Source organism: Leptospira brenneri (assembly GCF_002812125.1).
In the GTDB taxonomy this organism is placed as follows: domain Bacteria; phylum Spirochaetota; class Leptospiria; order Leptospirales; family Leptospiraceae; genus Leptospira_A; species Leptospira_A brenneri.
Map to the genome: position 1 here is coordinate 174,085 of NZ_NPDQ01000003.1, position 18,406 is coordinate 192,490.

Genomic DNA, 18,406 nt, shown 5'->3' on the forward strand with positions numbered 1-18,406 from the left:
CTATCGGCAGATTTTCCAATTACTGAATCACAAGTTCTGCTTTTAGGGCTCCTTGTTTTTTCAAAGCTTCCAAAATAGAGATAATATCCCGAGTGGATGCTCCCACTTTGTTCAGAGCTCCGACCACATCGGAGACTTGTGTGGTTTCTTTCAAAACGAAAACAGATTCACCCTTTCCCTCATCTTGGATGGGAAAAAAATACCGAGCCTTGTCCCTACTCGCAATTTGGATGCTGAGACCTTGTTGGGAAATGGCAACCTCGTCGATGGCAATATTGGCTCCCATCACGATGGTTCCTGTTCTTTCGTTGATCACCACACGAGCCACGGGAGAGGAATTGACGCTTAAGTTTTCTAATCGAGAAAGAAAATTTAAATCTAATTTAGGTTCCCCTGTGACAAGTTCTCCAGCAGCATTCTGACCATTCGGTTTTAATGGCAAAGGGACAAGCACTTCCGTTGGAGAAACCACTTCCGGAACCACCGCCAGTTCCGAAGTGATGGCGTCCACAATGGCACCCATAGTAGTATAATCTTTTTCTAATAAGGTGAGTTTCACCGATTTTGTGACTGGGGCATTGGGAACCGATTTTTCTAAAATCGCACCCATGGGGACAAGAGCCGTGTTCGAGCCCGATTTTTTATCAGCTCCACCTCGTTTTTTCTCTTTTCCACCAAACACGAGTACGCCGGAAGCCACAGCAATGATTTCTCCGTTTCCAGCCTTCAATGGAGACTGTAATAAAACACCACCCTCTAAAGAACGAGCATCTCCCAATGAGGAAACAAGAATGTCTATCTTATCTCCTTCCCTTAAATTCACTGGAACATTGGCTGTGATGAGAACAGAAGCTGTATTTTTAGCATCTCTCAAGTTCTTTTTGGTATTCACACCAAGACCAGATAAATAATTTTGTAAGGCTTCTTCCGTGAGCGGATTTTTTGTGTCTCCTGTTCCGTTTAGTCCCACCACAAGTCCAAACCCAGTGAGTTGGTTTTCACGTACAGCATCAATCCTGACTAAATCCTTGAGCCTTGTTTCCACAGCAAAACTAGGGAGTGTGGCAAAGAAAAAAACAACTAGTGCCACAAGAGGTTTTCTAAAATAAAGGGAAACTTCCATTTTAAACTCTAGGTAGGATAAATTTCTATTCATAAAACCCATTTTTAATTACTCACTTTCACCTAAGAGTCGTTTGATATTCTTTAAAATGATTTCTTGTTTTTCTGATTCTGACAGTTCTGCTTTTTCGGTTACGCTTCCGTCGGGATTTGTGATTCGTTTCATTTGGACATTCGGATTTGTCAGTTCTTTCGGATTCAAAGTTCCTTGGTATTCCACACGCAAGTTGACAATTAAATCACTGGAAATAAAACGGTTTTTATCAAGATCTTCCGGAGAAATCGTTCCCGATAAACGAAGGTTAATTCTTTCTTCAGATAAGTTAAAAACCTTACTGCCTTCTAGTTCCAAATTTCCCGTTCCAGGATCAATCCCTGTCACAAGAACCGCCATCACCCCGACAACTTTCCCTTGAGATTTTGACTTTCCCACTTTGGATCTCATATATGTGGAATTGGAGTTATAAGCCGGTAGGTCAGGAACTAACTTTTTATCCGGAACAGTCTTGATATCATTATCAAAGGTAGCTTTGTATTCCGATTCATATTCCACGCGAAGCCCGTTTTTTAAAACCACCTTTACCACGGTTCCCGGTTGGATGGTTTTAGGATAAGAATACGGATCTTTGTCTTTCCATAAGGAATCTGCAGAAAGAAAGGTGAGACCCGTCAGAGCAAAAATACCAATGACCACTAACTCAAAAAAGGTGATGAGAAATTTTTTGCCAAATGACACGTTCATGTTGGATTTTCTTTTTCCCTCTACTTCATTACTTAAATTTGAATGAGAATTTAATTTTGAATCTATATGAATCTTTGGTTTCATAAATATTTAAATCTCTTCCAGAAGGCAAATCCCTTCATTTTGTACACGAGCTCTGATGATTTTTTGCGATGCTAAGTTGAGAACAGGGATTTCATCCCCTCTATTTCCTGAAGCGAGAGCCCTTGTTTTGATCTTTAATAAAAGGTTACCAGCAGTATACACAAGTTGCACTTCTTGTCCTCTTTCAATGGTATGAAGAGTCCTTACTTGTTTTTTTTCAATGGCCATGTCTGCACCCAAAACACCGAGAGCCGTTTTACCAACAGGGTTTTCTTCTATATATTCTCTGTTATGGTCAGCAGTAAAAAAAGATCGAATTTCTATATCATCCTCAGTTAACACGGATTTGGATGGAATTTCTTTTGTGGTAAAATAGGCTTTTTTCTTTTCTTCAATGAGAAAAGGAACGGATTCCGAATGCACCATCCTCCCTTCAAAATAATAATCCAATGGAAAAAGACGTTTTCCTGCATGGAGGGTGCGACCCGTATTTCTCCACACAAGTTTTGTGCCCGTAATGCTTTGAATGGATTCTTTTTCTGAACTCAATCGAAAGGATTCCCCCTCATCTCCGAGAGTGGATCCAACAGATTCTTTCAAATCTTTCCAAAGAGATCGTTCCAATTCTTTTTTAGAAACAATGTCAGTTTTGGGGAGTAGAATCCCCTCTTTTCCCATCACTTCGAAGGCAACTTCTTCTCCCGTTTCTTTTCGATAACGAGAATTCAGTGATTCTTTTAATGTTTCCGGTTCTAATAGAAGAGGTGAATTCAGATTTTGAAACAAAACAGGGTTCCAGTTTCCTTTCCAGTTCGTAAAATCGGACAAACGGATCTCACTACCACCCACAATGGTTTTGGGTTTTAGATAGAGACGATTCTCCTTTTCCTTTGCCATAAGAGACAAAGAAAAAACCAAACTAAAAAGGATTAGAAACCTAAGTTTCATTAACGTTTGAGTCCAATGGCCGTAGAAAGCATGTTATCCGAGGTTTGGATGGTTTTTGAATTGGATTCGTAGGCCCTTTGAGCCACAATCATATTCACCATCTCTTCTACGATTTTTACGTTACTCATTTCAAGAAAACCTTGGAGGACACTTCCATATCCTTCTTGGGAAGGCATTCCAGGAATTTCAGGACCAGAAGCCACAGTTTCTCTAAATAAGTTTTTCCCTACGGCTTGGAGGCCGGCTGGGTTTACAAATCGGTATAGTTCCAACTGTCCAATGGTCGTCGGACGAATGTCATTTCCGATTTTTACTGTGACTTCCCCTTCTTCGGAAACCATTAACGTATTGAGGATGGCATTTTCAGGAAGGATGATCGGCGGTTCCAACAAATATCCGTTAGAGGTAACGACTTGTTGGTTCGAGTCGATTTTAAAAGATCCGTCTCGTGAATACGAGAAGGTTCCATCGGGCATTTGGATTTTAAAAAATGCCATCTCACCGGTAAGGGCAAGATCCAGTTTATTTCCTGTGGCTTGGAAAGATCCGATTTCAAATAACTTCTGTGTGGCGGCGACCTTTACTCCATGACCCACATTCACACCAGTAGGAATTTCGGAAACAGAGGTGGCTGGTGTTCCCGCAAGTACTTGGTGTTGGTAAACTAAATCTTCAAAATCCACACGGTTCTTTTTAAAACCAGTTGTGTTTACGTTGGCAAGGTTATTGGCAACGGTATCAATGTGGAATTGTTGGGCAATCATCCCGGTCGCACCGGTCCAAAGGGATCGCATCATAAAAAGGCACCTCTACAGCTTTCTATCGGTAGAGTTCGAAAAAAGCTAAGTGTCTTTTTTTCTGTTTATGTCTTATTTTCCTGTGCTTCCGAACCCACCCGTTCCCCTTTCCGTGACCGACAGTTCTGTCACCACCTGGAGGGAAAGCTGGCCCACCGCTTGGAACACAATCTGAGCCACCCGAGTTCCCGGTTCCAAAACAAAGTCTGCCCCGCTCAAATTCAAAAGAGGGATGAGGATCTCCCCCCGGTAATCAGAATCGATGGTTCCAGGACTATTGGGCATAAGGATGCGATTCTTGGTAGAAAATCCACTTCTTGGTCGGATTTGCCCTTCATACCCATCGGGGATACTCATCGCAAGGCCAGTCGGAACAAAAACCACTTCGCCTTTCGGCAAAACTAGATCTTTGTCAAGGCAGGCCGCAAGGTCCATTCCGGCAGAACCGGATGTTTTGTATTCAGGGATCACTGCCCCTGGTTTTAAAATTTGGAGAGATACAATTGGAGGTTTCATAAAATTATAACTGAACGGGAATTTTCGAGAATTGGCTTTCCGACATATCACCCACACAGGACAAATGCACTTTTTTTAGATCAAAGAGTTGTTTGGCGGTTTCATTGATTTCCTCTAAGGTGACCGACTTGATTGACTTCATCCTGTCTTCCAAAGAGAAATACTTTCCGTAATAGATTTCCTGAAGACCAATATTATTCATTCGGTTTTCTGGGAGTTCATAACCAATCGCAATCGAACCCATTTGGTTGGATTTTGCATCCGCTAACTCTGATTTGGAGAATCCATTTTTAGAAATGGATTCTAGTTCTTTTAGAATGAGCTCCACACAACGAGCCGCTTTTTCTTTGGAAGTGGCGGATGAAATCGAAAAAAGCCCTGTGGTTTTGTAATAAGAAGGAAAACTATAAATGCTATAACAAAGGCCTTCTTTTTCACGGATGTTTTGGAAAAGCCGAGATGCCATACCCCCACCAAGGATGGTAGAAATGAGTTGAGTCACAGTGACAGTTCGGTAATCCCTCTGGTTTCCATTCACCCCAAGCATAATATGAAACTGTTCGATTTTACGACGTTCCAAATGTTTCGAATAACTTTTTTTAGGTGATGGAATGATAAGCTCTGTAGGATTTTTGCCCGCAGGATTTTCAAAAGAGAAGTATTTATTTGTAAGATCTAAAATCTTTTCCCAAGTGAAATTTCCAGAAACGGAAATCACCATATTTTTTGGAAAATAATGTTTTTCAAAAAAAGTGCGAATGGATTTTTCACTCACTCCGGTGACTGATCTTTTTGTTCCAATGATATCACGGCCGTAAGGTGACTTTCCAAAAATATTACGAAAGTAATAATCATAAACAAAATCATCAGGAGCATCTTCATAGGAACGCATTTCTTCCATGATGACACCTTTTTCGACATGGATGTCTTCCTTACGAAACAGTGGTCGAAATAACATATCGGAAAGGATATCGAAGGCAAGTTCGGCTTGGTCTTTGATCGCAACTACATAATACTGTGTGTATTCACGTCCAGTAGAACCATTTAAGATACCACCCACACGTTCAATCGATTCAGCAATTTCTTTACTCGTTCGATTCACAGTGTCTTTAAAGAGCATATGCTCTAAAAAATGGAAGTATCCATGTTCAGAATTGGTTTCGGCAAGACTGCCCTGTTTCAAAAAAACACCCACCCCCATAGAAGATGCGTGTTTCATAGATTGGAAGAGAACCGTAAGGCCATTTGGCAGTACGGTTCGTTTGCATTCAATGACGGATGCCATTTGGTCACTCCCCCCAAACAGTCGTTTGGGGACTGTTTAGTTGTCTAAAAGAACATCCTTACGGGAAAGGTCAATTTTTCCCATTTTATCAACGGAAATTACCTTCACCTGGATTTTGTCCCCTTCGGAAACAATATCACGAACAGATTGCACTCGTTTCACATCTAGTTTAGAGATATGGCAGAGTCCTTCTTTACCTGGCAAAATTTCCACAAAAGCACCAAAGTCAGCAATTCGTTTGATGACACCTTCGTAGATTTTTCCTACTTCGATCTCTTCAAAGATTCCATCAATCATGGCAATGGCTTTTTCTTTTGACGTTTCACTTGGAGAGGCAATGGTTACCTTTCCTGTATCATCCACAGAAATTTCCGATCCTGATTGTTCGATGATCGCTCGGATCATTTTACCACCAGGACCAATGAGTTCACCAATTCGATCTTTAGGAATTTGTTTGAGAGTGATGCGTGGGGCATTAAGACTCAAATTACCTTTCACAGAGGAAATGGATTTGTTCATTTCTCCGAGGATATGGTCACGACCTACTTCGGCTTGTTCGATGGCTTTTTGTAAAACTTCCAAACCAAGTCCATTGACTTTGAGGTCCATTTGGAAAGCTGTGATTCCTTTTTTGGTTCCTGCTAGTTTGAAGTCCATATCACCAAAGTGGTCTTCAATTCCAGCAATGTCAGAAAGAACGGCAAACCGGCCTTTTTCATCACTGAAAAGTCCCATTGCAATTCCAGACACTGGGTTTGAAATCGGAACTCCACCAGCCATAAGGGCTAAGGTTCCCGAACAAACGGAAGCCATAGACGAAGATCCATTGGATTCTAAAATTTCAGAAACAATTCGAATCACATAAGGAAAGTCAGCTTGTGTTGGGAGGACTTTTTTAATCGCGCGTTCTGCTAGATTTCCGTGACCAATTTCACGACGACCTGGACCAGAGTTACGTCTTACTTCCCCGACAGAGAATGCAGGGAAATTATAGTGCAACATAAAGTTCTTTTCTTTCGAACCTTCCAAAGTTTCGTATCTTTGGTTGTCGGAAGTAGTTCCAAGAGTCATCACACCCAAAGATTGAGTTTGTCCTCTCGTAAACACAGCCGAACCATGCGGTCCAGGAAGGACATCAATCTCACAAGAAATTTGACGAATTTCATTGGTTTTACGACCGTCAAAACGAATTCCTTCGCCAAGCACGAGTTCGCGGACCACTTCGTATTCTAATTCATGTAGGAAATGTTTGATGTCTTTTGATTTGTCTTCTGGAGCAAGTAGAGTTTTAAAATGTTCTACAGTTTCTTTATTAATGGCTTTGATATCGTCATTACGTTTTGCTTTGTCTGCATTTTTGTTTGCAGCAGCCAAACGGTCATAAGCAAAGTCACGAATTTTTTGATGGAGGTCTTTGTCTGGAGCTTTTAAAACAACTTCCTTTTTTACCGTTCCATTTTTCTTTGCTAATTCTTCTTGCATTGCCACAGCAACTTTCAGTTGTTCTTGGGCAAAACGAAGTGCAGCCATCATATCTTCTTTGGAAATTTCGTTTGCTTCCCCTTCGATCATCACAATGGCGTCTTTGGTTCCCGCAACTACCAAATCCAAATCAGATTTTGTAATTTCTTCATTGGTTGGGTTGAGAACAAATTCTCCATTAATACGACCAATACGAGCACCGGCAATTGGGCCTGCAAATGGAATAGGAGAAACAGAAAGAGCCGCCGAAGCTGCGTTAATCGCATGGCCTTGGACAGATACTTGTTTGTCTGCAGATAATACTTGTACAAGAAGTTGGACTTCCGAGAAGTATCCTTCTGGGAACATAGGGCGAATGGGTCTGTCGATAATTCGAGAAAGTAATACTTCGTGTTCTGCGGGTTTTGCTTCGCGTTTGAAGTATCCACCAGGAAAACGTCCTACTGAGTAGGCTTTTTCAGAATATTCGCAAGTGAGTGGGAAAAAATCTTGTCCATCTTTTGGTTCGTCTGCAGCACAAACAGTGGCAAGGAGAACCAAATTTCCGGTTTTGTATACAACCGACCCGTGCGCTTGTTTCGCCCACTTGCCGGTCTCAATGGTGATAGAGTCTCTACCCCAAGAACCAGTAAACTCTGTAGCCATAGGAATTACTTCCTAAGGCCGAGTTTTTCAATCAGCTTTTTATAACTTTCTACGTTGGATCTTTTAAGGTATTCCAACAAACTCTTTCTCTGGTTCACCAATGCGATTAGACCGCGGCGAGAGTGAAAGTCCTTCTTATTCGCTTTGAAATGCTCAGTAAGGTCTTTGATTCGAGAGTCGAGAAGAGCGATTTGTACTTCTGCAGAACCTGTGTCGTTTGGTTTGCTACCGAATGTAGCAATGATCTGCTGTTTTTGTTCTTTTGTGATCATACTGGTGTCCAGATTTTAAGAAGGACTCATTTAGAAAACATAATTTTTGATCCGGGGTCAAAAAATACTTTTCTGTACCGGTAAGGAATATGCTCCGGTTTTCCTTCGTAAGAACACCAAGCAAGGATTGTCGTTTCGTCGGAGTCTAGGATATAAAACCCGTTTTCTTCTGCCTTAGGGAGTTTGTCCCAGATGTACCCGCCGTGGATGACCGCCTTTTTTTCAGCTTCGTCTACAGTCCGAATGGGAAGAGGAAATACCTCTTTCCAATTTCGTAAATCAAAGTGGGAAATTTCGCCCAAGGGTTTTACCCCTTTCAAATCGTATTCCCCAATGGACTCGCGAACTAGTCGTCCGAGAGAAAGAGGGATCCCCCATTTCTCAGATAGATCCAAAACAATTTTTCGGATGTACGTTCCCGAACTGACATGGATCCGGAACGAAAAACCTTGGTTTGTCTTTTGGATGTCCTCTACTTTGTAAATGGATATGGGTCTTTCCTTTTCTTCCACGGGCGAGCCTTCCCGGACTAAATCCGACTGGCGTTTTCCGCCGACTTTTAAAGCAGAAATTTTGGGGGCTTTTTGGGAAGTGAGACGAGTGAGGTTTCCCAGTTCCTCTTCCAATCGTTCCATCGGAAACTCGGATTCCCAACGAGAAGAGATGGTTTCTCGGGTATCAACTTCGACCACTCCGTCCGGATCCCCAGAATCGGTCTTTAGTCCTACCACTACTTCTGCGAAGTAAGATTTATCTTTTCCAAGAAACACTTGAGAGAAAGCAGTATAGTCACCGCAAGGGAGAATGAGTAATCCTTCGGCAAATCGGTCGAGAGTTCCTGTATGACCCACAGATTTTTGACCTAAGATCCGTTTGGTTTTGAGAACTAAATCGGAACTCGTGATCCCTGGAGGTTTGTAGACAAATAAAAATCCAGAGTGATAGGGTTTAGACATAGGACCAGTTACCTAAGAAATATTCAGTGCAAGCGAGGTTCATAGTTGGATCACCCATATCTATAAGATCGAATCTTTTGTTACCTTTGACGGCCCTGTCTACCCACAAAACGAACTTTGCGGAAGGTGAACTTATGGTATGATGATTCCTTTTAATCAGGCTATTTATGCGAATCGGATTCCGAATTTGAATCTTCATCTGTATCGCTATCGGATTCTGATTCCTCATCGGATTCACTGGGATGTAGTTCTTCAAATAAAGTTTTAGGGGCCGATTCATCAATCAGACGAATCACATCCAAACTTTTGATATAGTTATTATCCCAGACAAAACTGAATTTGGGATTTGTGTGCAGGTGGAGGTTTTTACCCACAAGAGAAGAAAGAAATCCCGCACAAGAAACAAGGCCTTGTGTGAGTTTTTTTCGTTCGTTGTTATTACAAAGAGCAGTGAAATATACTTTCGCATACTTGAGATCTTCGCTGATCTCAATCCGATGGAAACTCGGTAAAAAGACCCGAGGGTCTTTTACCTTGCCTTCCAAAATTGCCGAGGAGATAAGGCGAATGATCTCCGATTCGAGTTTTTTCATTCGAATGGGATTCATTTAGGCCGCCTTAGAGTTTACGAGCAATCTCTCGAATCTCGTATGCTTCGATTTCATCACCCACAGAGAAGTCGTTGAAACCATCGAGTAAGATACCGCACTCAAATCCAGTGAGAACATCTGCCACATCGTCTTTCATACGTTTGAGGTTTTTGATCTTACCTTCCCAAGTGATTTCACCAGACTCGCTCGAGATGACCCGAACGTGAGCTTGTTTAGTGACCTTACCGGATTTCACCATACAACCTGCAATGTTACCCACTTTAGAAATTTTGAATACGTCTCGGATTTCTACCTTACCGATTACGTTTTCTACTTTTTCCGGTTCGAGCATTCCTTCCATGGAAGCTTTCACCTCGTTGACCACATCGTAGATGATACTATAGTATTTAATTTCTACTTTTTCTTTCTCCGCAAGAGAAACTGTTTTCGGATTCGCACGAGTGTGGAAACCAATCACAATTGCATTGGATGCTGATGCCAAAATGATATCAGAGTCAACAATCGCACCCGTTCCCGCATGGATTACATTGAGGCGAACATCAGCAGTGGAAAGTTTTTCCAATGCTTCTTTTACCGCTTCTGTAGATCCGCGAACGTCCGCTTTGATGATGACTTTGAGTTCTTTGAGAGCACCTTGTTTGATGATCTCACTCATATTGTCGAGAGTCACACGAGTGGCAGCATTTTTCGACTGACCCAGTCTCTCATACTCTTGACGGCTATGAGAAATAGAACGTGCTTCTTTATCATCGATCACCACATCAAATGGAGCCCCTGCATCAGGTACCCCATCAAGTCCAGTCACAAGCGCAGGAAAGGATGGGCCAGCTTCTCGGATGGAATGACCAAGGTCATCATACATCGCTCGCACACGACCCGCGTGAACTCCCGCAACAAAAGCATCACCAACACGAAGTGTTCCGTTTTGGATGAGAACCGTTGCCACAGCTCCACGACCTGGATCGAGTTTTGCTTCCACAATCGTTCCTTTGGCTTTTCGTTTTGGATTGGCTTTGTGATCGAGAAGTTCTGCTTGGATGAGAAGCATCTCGAGAAGTTTATCAATTCCAATATTATTTTTTGCAGAGATCTCACAGAAGATGGTTGTTCCACCCCATTCTTCTGGTTGTAATCCGTAGTTAGAAAGTTCTTGTCTCACCTTCTCCGGGTTAGCGGCCGGTAAATCAATTTTGTTTACCGCAACAATGATTGGTACTTCTGCTTCTTTGGCGTGGTTGATCGCTTCAATCGTTTGAGGCATCACCCCATCGTCAGCAGCAACAACAAGCACAACAATGTCTGTAACGGAAGCACCACGTGCTCTCATGGAAGTAAAGGCCTCGTGACCCGGTGTATCGAGGAAGGCAATCTTTCCACGTTCCGTTTCTACTTGGTAAGCACCAATATGTTGAGTGATTCCACCAGACTCACCTTCTGCCACTCGTGAAGAACGAATGGTATCCAAAAGTTTGGTTTTACCATGATCCACGTGACCCATAATCGTAACGACTGGAGGACGAGTGATGTAATCCTCTGGTGCATCCTTTTCTTCTTCAATGACAGTTTCATCGTAAAGGGAAACAATCTTCACCTTACAGCCGTAATCATCTGCTAAGATCGATGCTGTTTCTGCATCGATCACATTATTGATGGTGACCATCATCCCCATTTTCATGAGTTTGCTGATGACTTCACCAGGTTTTAAATTCAGTTTTTTAGCGATCTCTCCCACTTGGATGTTTTCCAAAATGGAGATTTCTTTAGGAACAGCCGCAAGTGCTGCCGCCTGTGCCTTTTGTTTACGGAAAGATTGTTTGAAAAACTTTGTGTTTTCGTTTTCTTCTCTTCCGCCTTTTTCTTTATCAAAGACTTTCTTTTTAGCGCCACTGGCACCGCCTGCTCCAGGGAGTCCACCGGGTGCACCAAACGGAGCATCTCCAGGAGGTCTTCCTGCACCACCTGGTCCACCTTGACCGATGGGACGAGCACCACGATTCCCTTGGTATCCACCGCCACCTTGGCCTGGTCCACGATTTCCTTGGTATCCGCCACCACCTTGGCCGGGTCCACGATTTCCTTGGTATCCGCCACCACCTTGGCCGGGTCCGCGATTTCCTTGGTAACCACCACCGCCTTGGCCGGGTCCACGATTTCCTTGGTATCCACCGCCACCTTGACCAGGCCCACGATTCCCTTGGTATCCACCGCCACCTTGGCCGGGCCCACGATTCCCTTGGTATCCACCGCCACCTTGGCCATCTTGCCTTTGTGGGCGTGGGCTTGTGGGCCTAGATACAATCGGATTACGATCTTCTTTTCTAAAATAACCTTGGTTTCCTCCTCCTTGGCCTTGGCCACCACCAGAACGGTAGTTAGGAGAAGAAGTATCACCAGAGAGGATGGATTCGGGCTTGCGATCCATAGGAGGTCTCTCTCTTTCTGGTTGTGGTTCCGGTTTCCTTTCGGGTCTGGACACAATCGGTGATGCTTGGGAAGGAGCTTGTGGACCGGAACCAAGTCCCTGTCTTTTGGCTTCCTCACGAATGAGTTCATTCAAATCCTTTTTTTTGTCCGACGAAGGAGCAGAAGTAGCTTTCACTGGTTCTGCGCTTTGGGCACTTGGACTGGATTCTTTTTTCTCATCTGCAGGTGCCGCTTTCTTTTTGATGACAAGCTTTTTCTTCGTTTTGTCACCGCTGGCTCCCTGCTGGAGGGTTTCTTTAATCGATTTTTGCTCTTCCATAGTATGCCTTAAAACTTAACCCTCTTCTACCCACTCGATGGATTCACGAAGCAGACGTAAAATCTGTTCTGCTGTCGTTTTCCCGACTCCGGAAATTTTCGAGAGTTCCTCTTGGCTGAACTCAAGAAGGGTTTCCACGTTTTTGATCCCGCCGGCTTCGAGAAGACCAACGATCCTAGGAGTGAGTCCGGGAACTTCGGAAAGTGGAGTGTATCCAGAATCCTCTTCTTCCTCGTCAGCACCTTCTGCATCATAATTGTCTTCTGATTCTTCCATTGCCTCTTGTTGGGCATTGAAGAGTCGATCCAGTTTTTCGCGAGCTTCCGGCGAAGCAAGTTCCTGGTTGTATTGGGATACAGTTTTAATATCGATTTTAAAACCGGAAAGTTGGGAAACAAGTTTTACGTTGGATCCGTTGATTCCGATGGCAAGGGAAAGAGATTCATCGGGAACGATGACAAGAGCATCTCCCCTCTTTCTATCCACATGCACTTCTACTGGTTTGGCTGGAGAGATTGCGTTAGCAATGAACACACTTGGTTCATCAGAATGTAAAACGATATCGATCCTTTCGTTTCCAAGTTCGCGAACGATGGCTTGGATTCGAACTCCCTTCATACCCACACAAGCACCAACGGGGTCTACGTCGGATTTACTAGTAGTGACAACCACCTTAGTTCTGTAAGATGGGATACGAGCGACATCTCGAATTTCCACAATCCCATCATAAACTTCAGGGATTTCCATCTCGAAAAGTTTTTTCACAAAGTCACCCGAAGCACGAGAGAGTGTGATGACAGGCATTGGTTCGCGGGGTCTGAGTTCTACACGAGAGATAATGGCTTTCAGACGATCCCCTTGGCGGTATTTTTCCCCAGGGTTTTGGTCTTTCTTCAACATGATCCCTTCTACCTTACCCAGGTCGATGGACATGATGTCTTTTTTCCAACGTTGGAAATACCCGTGAGTGAGTTCTCCCTCTTTGGATTTATACTCTTGGTAGAGTAAATCCTTTTCCATATCGCGGAGGCGTTGGAAAACCATTTGTTTGGCTTGGCTGGAAAGAACTCGGGAGAGGTCTTGTGGTTTTTCAAACACTCGGATTTGAGTTCCCACTTTTGCAGAAGGATCCAATTTCGTTGCTTCTTCCAAAGAAATCTCGAGAGGGTTTGTCGTTTTGTCTTCCACTACATCGCGGAGGACAGAGATGATGATTTCGTTTTTGTTGTCGGATCCAAAGTCCACTTGGCAGCGGTCATCTGTCTCAGCTTCCAATCCGACTTTTTTGCGATAGGCCGCAAGGAGTGAGTCTCGGATGACACCGAGTACGAGTTCTCTATCAAGAGATTTGTCCTGACAGAATTGTTGGATGGCTTCGAATAGCCCAGTTTCTTTCGTTGCTTGTTTTGTCGCCATAGTCTTAAATTTCTAAATACAAATTTCCCTTTCGTATTTCTGCGATGGGCATAGATACCGATTTTTGGTTCTTTTTGTGTCGAGTTTTACGATCGTAAAGCGTAAGCTCAACTGAATCCCCCGAAACCGGTCCCAAACGATACAATCGTTTGTCCCATTTCCCTGCTTCCAGCGGCACTTCTAGTTTGGCTAGAAGTCCTTGGAAACGACTTAAATCCTCCGGCAGACGCAAAACACGTTCTGCTCCCGCGGAGGAGACTTGGAGAGTGAAATCAAATTCCTCTCCCCAAAGATCCAGCTCCTCTTTGAGTCTCCTAGACACAGTCTCACAGTCTTCTAAACTAGCAGAGCCAGTTTTGTCTGTAAGATGATCCAGTTCAATCTCAATGAGGGCGTGGTTTTTCCGATTCTGTACTTGGAGCGAAAAAAGCGCTAGAGGTGGAGCGAGAACACGTAAAATAAGTTCTCTGATGTTTTCCTCGGTATATACCAAACCATTTCCAAAAGATTCCCAAAGGAATCCGTATAAGAGACCCAGCTCATGCTAAAATTTAACATGTCTACTGTCAAGCTAGGAAAAGCGAGTTGTCCTGTAAATAAAAAATTAGGGAATGGATGTTGCACCATGCGAACACTTTATCTCATCCTCACCCTCGCTTTTTCAGTTTCCTGCCTTCGTTTCCGAGTTGAGAATCTAAAAGAAGAAATCCTTTTCCGTATCCCACTAGGGCAAACCAACGAGAGTTTCGAAGGTGTGGTGGTCAACCAAGTACTGACCAACGTTCCACTCACCATTCCCAACTCTTCCAATATTAGCGCAATGGCGGATAATAAACAAGCCGTAATCAAACTTTTTGATAGAAATGGAAGGTTGGATGCCACTCTCGGAAATCCTGATTTCAAATCCATTTCCGGAATTCCTCATTATCCGTTTCGTTTTGGCGGGATTGGGATTGTAGCCATGAATGAAGATGGTGACCTCATTGTACAAAATCGAATTTCTACCAAAGGGATGGAACTTCCCCAAGGGCAAGAAAATTTATACAAAACTTATAGCGGTGCCTTTTCGACACAAGGGACAACCGTCCTTCCGTCTTTTCTTGTACAAATTTCTCAAAAAGGTGTCGTGAAATTTATGTTAGGGGCTTCCGGAAAGAACTCCGAACCTTTTCGTTATATTGAATTCATCCTTCCGGGTGAAGGAGAAAAGTTATTTGTTTACCACCGCATTGCAGAGGAAATGCGACTTTCTTATTTTGAAGAAGGAGAACTCAAAGGGAATCTAAAAGAATCGGGACTCGATGTTTTTGCGAGTAATGATGCAAAAGAATATGATATCACCTTAGATAAACTCCTCCCGCATCCGGAAGGGGAATATGTTCTTGGATCTTTTAGTTATTATTCCAAAAAAGACAAACGGTTTAAGTTCCGAAGGATCTTTCGTTTTGTTTTTGATTCTAAAAGTTCTCAAATGTTGAAAGAAATCCAAGACCCATCCGAGATTTTATTTTCCATTCGCAACAATGGAGAATTTTATATTTGGGAAACAGAAGACGGTGGAAACTCAGCAAGACTCCAAGTTCATGACAAAGAAGGAAACCATATCAATAACAAAAGGATTCCTTTTTCCAATCCTCGTGGCCAGTGGCGTGAAACTTATACAGATGCATTTGATAATATTTATTCCATTCGAATTCGAGCAGGGGCCCTCGAAGTCTATCGTTGGATTTAAATGAAAAGTTACCCCCTATTCACCAACCAAGAATCAAAGGCAATTGATTCTCTTGCCATAAAAGAATTAGGGTTTCATGAAGAAACCCTAATGGGAATGGCTGCCCTTTCTGTTTTCCATGCCAATGAAGATTTGTGGAAAACTGCAGAATCCATTTGGATTCTTTGTGGAAGCGGGGGGAATGGTGGGGATGGATATGCACTGGCTCACACTCTCTTTCAAGAAGGGTATGGCGTTCGTTGTTTTGCAACCTCACCAAACAAAACCGATGCGGGGAAGTTTTACGAATCTTTAGTTGCGAAAACACTCGGGGTCATCGGAACCATTGATGACTTTTATAATGAATGGGAAGAGGCAGAAGAAGATTCAGTCCTTCTCGTAGACGCTCTACTAGGAACAGGATTTCAAAACAAACTTTCCCCGGAATTAAAGGAACTGATCGATACCGTCAATGATTCCGATGTATTTTTTTACCGGTTATCACTGGATACAGCAAGTGGTTGGAACCCTTACGCCCTTGGCAAGGGTGAAAACGAAGAAAATAGTTTTGTTTATGCCGATTCCATCGAAGAACTGGGAACTAGGAAATGGGAAAACGTGGGTTTTATTTATGAAAAAGATTCCATCATTCCCAGATACTATGAATCGATTGGATTCCCCGTTCGAACTCATTTAAATGATGTTACATTTTCTAAACGATATTATTTAGAGGCCGATCCGGAAACGGCAATCTCTGTCATCAAACGGAAGAATCAAGATCATAAATACAGTGCAGGATCTGCCCTATTTTATGGAGGGTCAGATGGAATGGAAGGTGCCATTCTTCTTTCCGAACAGTCCTTCTCTAAGCTCGGTGGTGGGATTAGCAAAATCTCCTCCCCTTCTTTAAAAATCAGCTCGTTTGTTCTGGGAGAAGATCTTTCCAAAATGGCAAAAACAAGTTCTCTCGCCGAAACTCTAGAGGACCCGTTTTTAAAGAAAACAAAGACTTTGGTCGTGGGTCCAGGGCTGACTCAATACCCAAATGATTTGAGTGGATGGGAAGTCCCAGAGGGGCTTCGTTTGGTCTTGGATGCTGGTGCCATCCCGACAAAAGGAAATCCACTTCCCCAAGGGAACCAAATCCTTCTCACTCCTCATGTGGGAGAACTAAATCGAATGACTGGGAAAACTCATAACTCGGTTCAAGAAGCCTTTGATACTTTAATCGAATATTGTCCCAAAAACAATGTATATGTACTACTCAAATCTTTTGTGAGTCTTCTTGTTTGTCCCGATGGTTCTTCTTATGTATGGGAATCTCCCAATCCGAAACTAGCAGTGATGGGAACGGGAGATCTGCTTTCAGGGATCCTTGCCAGATATTTGAGTTTGGATTTGTCCATTCCAGAGTCCGTCCTTTTGGCACTGTCCTTACTCGACCATTCCAAACAATCGGAAGAGCCCTACCCTTCGGCCCATCAAATTCTAAAATCTTTAGTGGAGCTAATTTAGATGGGAAAAGGTTACCACTCACGTTCGCCGGAAGAATTTCGTGATTATCTAAAACAAATCGGTGATAAAAATAAAAAAATCAGGTGGAGGCAAATTGTCATCCTCATTGATTTAGTTCTTGTAATCCTTATTTTTTATATAGGGTTTCGCGCACTAAACCCTGGTAGTTTCCAAAACAGAACTCAGTCCGACAAACAGATTGTAGATGGTTACCCCGTATACTTAAGTTTGTCCAGGGAAGAAGATGAAAAGTTCCAAGGTTATTTTTTGTTCATTGAGAATAATACAAAAACCGAAGCGAAGTTTCCAAATCCAAACTGGACTTCTGAATTTCGCATCCAAACCAAACAAGGGCTCCTCTGTTTTCAAGAAAAGATCGAATGGGAAACGAGAACCATTCCCGGAAGGGCCAACGGGTTTCTATATCATTCTGTTTCTAAACAAAAATGGAAAGAACTCGTTCCGGATTGCCGTAAAGAAATCTTTGATGAGGAGGCTTCGTTCTTTCGCTCCAAATTTCGAGCACTTGATTTAGGATTTTATGCTCAGGTGTTGGTTCATTCTGATGACAGAACCTATACATTTCAGATCAAACAAAGGCCATATAAGTAAAGTAAGTTGGGCAAACTTGTACCGACTTTCATAATATTGTCGCAAAGGATTAAAGACTATTTGATTGTTATGAACGAGAAACAACGACTCCACCGGTAACAATTAGAAAAGTGCCAATCAAAACTTTTACAAAATTTAGATCCTTCCATTCTGAAAAAACGATCGCTCCTAGGATAACAGCGATTATTGCATTGGAATTTGTGAGAGGTGCTATGACAGATACGGGTAATTTCAAAACAGAAATACCATAACTCATACAATAGATCGCCGTTGACCAAGTAATCCCCATAAGAAAAGCAAAGAACCCACCGCTTAGAGTGACCTCTTTCATTCCACTTTGGAAAGCAAAAAAGGCTCCGTAACAGAAAATGGAGAATCCAACGCATACCAAATAGATTGGCAAACTAATTCCAGCACGTAGACTTAATTTCATGATAACGGTTCCCATTCCGAGAAGAAGAGCGGGGAAAACCCCACCGATCAGTAATGTTCTAAATTCCATATCTTTTTTTGAATCGTTGTTACCTGTTCACCACAACCGCAGGATATTCTTCTAAATAACTTTCTCCGTTCACACCATAATAAACAACCTTGCGACCGGTGAAATCGGCGTCATATCCTACGACTCCTGCCTCCCAAGCTGCCTTTAAGAATTCGGGAAATGTGCTGAATCCCTCTTGGTCCGTACGCAGTGCTTTGATGAGAGCCTCGCGGTCAAATTTTGGTATTTCCAAAACACCATTCACAAGTGGAGTTCCTTGTTGGACAACAGACCCATCTTTCATATAATACACAGATTGGCAGGATGGCAAAGTCCAACGGTTCAAATGAACCCCAGCTTGCCTTAAAACTTCGGCAAGGATTGGAAAACCTCCTACTTTCGGACGAATCGACATCGCAAATTTTTGTGCTTCGGTTAGTTTTGTTGTGAGCTCGCTCATTGTTTTTT

At 42.8% G+C, this 18,406-nt stretch carries 18 protein-coding genes; 3 read left to right on the top strand and 15 right to left on the bottom strand.

All coding sequences use genetic code 11. The features are described from left to right. Positions 1-19 precede the first annotated feature (19 nt). The 13 genes from CH361_RS07455 to rimP all read right to left on the bottom strand — a co-directional run bounded on the left by CH361_RS07455 (position 20) and on the right by rimP (position 14,112). Positions 20-1,165 (bottom strand): flagellar basal body P-ring protein FlgI, encoded by a 1,146-nt coding sequence (locus CH361_RS07455; RefSeq protein ID WP_100790202.1) that lies wholly within the window; start codon positions 1,163-1,165, stop codon positions 20-22. A gap of 6 nt (positions 1,166-1,171) precedes the next feature. Next, complete coding sequence (locus CH361_RS07460) at positions 1,172-1,948, bottom strand: flagellar basal body L-ring protein FlgH (RefSeq protein ID WP_100790203.1); 777 nt, start codon at positions 1,946-1,948, stop codon at positions 1,172-1,174. 6 nt (positions 1,949-1,954) lie between these two features. Continuing rightward, positions 1,955-2,896, bottom strand: a complete 942-nt coding sequence (flgA, locus tag CH361_RS07465; RefSeq protein ID WP_100790204.1) for a flagellar basal body P-ring formation chaperone FlgA — start codon at positions 2,894-2,896, stop codon at positions 1,955-1,957. After that, positions 2,896-3,693 (bottom strand): flagellar basal-body rod protein FlgG, encoded by a 798-nt coding sequence (gene flgG / locus CH361_RS07470; RefSeq protein WP_100790205.1) that lies wholly within the window; start codon positions 3,691-3,693, stop codon positions 2,896-2,898. Before flgG ends, flgA begins: the two co-directional genes overlap by 1 nt. Before the next feature lie 72 nt (positions 3,694-3,765). Next, positions 3,766-4,209, bottom strand: coding sequence for a dUTP diphosphatase (dut, locus tag CH361_RS07475; RefSeq protein WP_100790206.1), 444 nt, complete (start codon positions 4,207-4,209; stop codon positions 3,766-3,768). Positions 4,210-4,213: 4 nt separating this feature from the next. Beyond that, complete coding sequence (locus CH361_RS07480) at positions 4,214-5,494, bottom strand: M16 family metallopeptidase (protein ID WP_100790207.1); 1,281 nt, start codon at positions 5,492-5,494, stop codon at positions 4,214-4,216. Positions 5,495-5,530: 36 nt separating this feature from the next. After that, positions 5,531-7,621, bottom strand: coding sequence for a polyribonucleotide nucleotidyltransferase (gene pnp, locus CH361_RS07485; protein WP_100790208.1), 2,091 nt, complete (start codon positions 7,619-7,621; stop codon positions 5,531-5,533). A gap of 5 nt (positions 7,622-7,626) precedes the next feature. Beyond that, a complete protein-coding gene (gene rpsO / locus CH361_RS07490; protein WP_004788297.1) occupies positions 7,627-7,893 on the bottom strand; it encodes a 30S ribosomal protein S15 in 267 nt (88 codons plus the stop codon). 26 nt (positions 7,894-7,919) lie between these two features. Beyond that, the gene (truB, locus tag CH361_RS07495) at positions 7,920-8,849 is read right to left on the bottom strand and encodes a tRNA pseudouridine(55) synthase TruB (RefSeq protein WP_100790209.1); all 930 of its coding nucleotides are present in this window, start codon (positions 8,847-8,849) and stop codon (positions 7,920-7,922) included. Between the two features lie 161 nt (positions 8,850-9,010). Continuing rightward, positions 9,011-9,457: a 30S ribosome-binding factor RbfA gene (rbfA, locus tag CH361_RS07500; RefSeq protein WP_100790210.1), complete on the bottom strand. Its 447-nt coding sequence runs from the start codon at positions 9,455-9,457 to the stop codon at positions 9,011-9,013. 10 nt (positions 9,458-9,467) lie between these two features. Further along, positions 9,468-12,203 (bottom strand): translation initiation factor IF-2, encoded by a 2,736-nt coding sequence (gene infB, locus CH361_RS07505; RefSeq protein WP_100790211.1) that lies wholly within the window; start codon positions 12,201-12,203, stop codon positions 9,468-9,470. A gap of 15 nt (positions 12,204-12,218) precedes the next feature. Then, complete coding sequence (gene nusA, locus CH361_RS07510; protein WP_100790212.1) at positions 12,219-13,619, bottom strand: transcription termination factor NusA; 1,401 nt, start codon at positions 13,617-13,619, stop codon at positions 12,219-12,221. A gap of 4 nt (positions 13,620-13,623) precedes the next feature. Next, complete coding sequence (rimP, locus tag CH361_RS07515) at positions 13,624-14,112, bottom strand: ribosome maturation factor RimP (protein WP_100790213.1); 489 nt, start codon at positions 14,110-14,112, stop codon at positions 13,624-13,626. Between the two features lie 132 nt (positions 14,113-14,244). Between rimP and CH361_RS07520 the strand changes: the two genes are divergently transcribed. The 3 genes from CH361_RS07520 to CH361_RS07530 are packed head-to-tail and all read left to right on the top strand — an operon-like array spanning position 14,245 to position 17,457. Beyond that, positions 14,245-15,351 carry an LIC_12708 family protein gene (locus tag CH361_RS07520; RefSeq protein ID WP_100790214.1) on the top strand — a complete coding sequence of 369 codons (1,107 nt, stop codon included), beginning with the start codon at positions 14,245-14,247 and terminating at the stop codon, positions 15,349-15,351. Further along, complete coding sequence (locus tag CH361_RS07525) at positions 15,352-16,845, top strand: NAD(P)H-hydrate epimerase (protein WP_100790215.1); 1,494 nt, start codon at positions 15,352-15,354, stop codon at positions 16,843-16,845. Then, on the top strand, positions 16,846-17,457 hold the full coding sequence (locus CH361_RS07530; RefSeq protein WP_100790216.1) for a hypothetical protein: 612 nt from the start codon (positions 16,846-16,848) through the stop codon (positions 17,455-17,457). Positions 17,458-17,524: 67 nt separating this feature from the next. On the opposite strand, the gene CH361_RS07535 is transcribed toward CH361_RS07530, so the two are convergent. Both CH361_RS07535 and CH361_RS07540 read right to left on the bottom strand, forming a co-directional pair. Continuing rightward, positions 17,525-17,959: a hypothetical protein gene (locus CH361_RS07535; RefSeq protein ID WP_100790217.1), complete on the bottom strand. Its 435-nt coding sequence runs from the start codon at positions 17,957-17,959 to the stop codon at positions 17,525-17,527. Between the two features lie 19 nt (positions 17,960-17,978). Further along, positions 17,979-18,398, bottom strand: a complete 420-nt coding sequence (locus CH361_RS07540; protein ID WP_100790218.1) for a DUF1398 domain-containing protein — start codon at positions 18,396-18,398, stop codon at positions 17,979-17,981. Positions 18,399-18,406: the final 8 nt, after the last annotated feature.

Coding starts and splice junctions, on each gene's coding strand:
- CH361_RS07455 (WP_100790202.1), bottom strand. CDS start 1,165: ATGGGTTTTATGAATAGAAATTTATCCTACCTAGAGTTTAAAATGGAA.
- CH361_RS07460 (WP_100790203.1), bottom strand. CDS start 1,948: ATGAAACCAAAGATTCATATAGATTCAAAATTAAATTCTCATTCAAAT.
- flgA (WP_100790204.1), bottom strand. CDS start 2,896: ATGAAACTTAGGTTTCTAATCCTTTTTAGTTTGGTTTTTTCTTTGTCT.
- flgG (WP_100790205.1), bottom strand. CDS start 3,693: ATGATGCGATCCCTTTGGACCGGTGCGACCGGGATGATTGCCCAACAA.
- dut (WP_100790206.1), bottom strand. CDS start 4,209: ATGAAACCTCCAATTGTATCTCTCCAAATTTTAAAACCAGGGGCAGTG.
- CH361_RS07480 (WP_100790207.1), bottom strand. CDS start 5,494: ATGGCATCCGTCATTGAATGCAAACGAACCGTACTGCCAAATGGCCTT.
- pnp (WP_100790208.1), bottom strand. CDS start 7,621: ATGGCTACAGAGTTTACTGGTTCTTGGGGTAGAGACTCTATCACCATT.
- rpsO (WP_004788297.1), bottom strand. CDS start 7,893: ATGATCACAAAAGAACAAAAACAGCAGATCATTGCTACATTCGGTAGC.
- truB (WP_100790209.1), bottom strand. CDS start 8,849: ATGTCTAAACCCTATCACTCTGGATTTTTATTTGTCTACAAACCTCCA.
- rbfA (WP_100790210.1), bottom strand. CDS start 9,457: ATGAATCCCATTCGAATGAAAAAACTCGAATCGGAGATCATTCGCCTT.
- infB (WP_100790211.1), bottom strand. CDS start 12,203: ATGGAAGAGCAAAAATCGATTAAAGAAACCCTCCAGCAGGGAGCCAGC.
- nusA (WP_100790212.1), bottom strand. CDS start 13,619: ATGGCGACAAAACAAGCAACGAAAGAAACTGGGCTATTCGAAGCCATC.
- CH361_RS07520 (WP_100790214.1), top strand. CDS start 14,245: ATGCGAACACTTTATCTCATCCTCACCCTCGCTTTTTCAGTTTCCTGC.
- CH361_RS07525 (WP_100790215.1), top strand. CDS start 15,352: ATGAAAAGTTACCCCCTATTCACCAACCAAGAATCAAAGGCAATTGAT.
- CH361_RS07530 (WP_100790216.1), top strand. CDS start 16,846: ATGGGAAAAGGTTACCACTCACGTTCGCCGGAAGAATTTCGTGATTAT.
- CH361_RS07535 (WP_100790217.1), bottom strand. CDS start 17,959: ATGGAATTTAGAACATTACTGATCGGTGGGGTTTTCCCCGCTCTTCTT.
- CH361_RS07540 (WP_100790218.1), bottom strand. CDS start 18,398: ATGAGCGAGCTCACAACAAAACTAACCGAAGCACAAAAATTTGCGATG.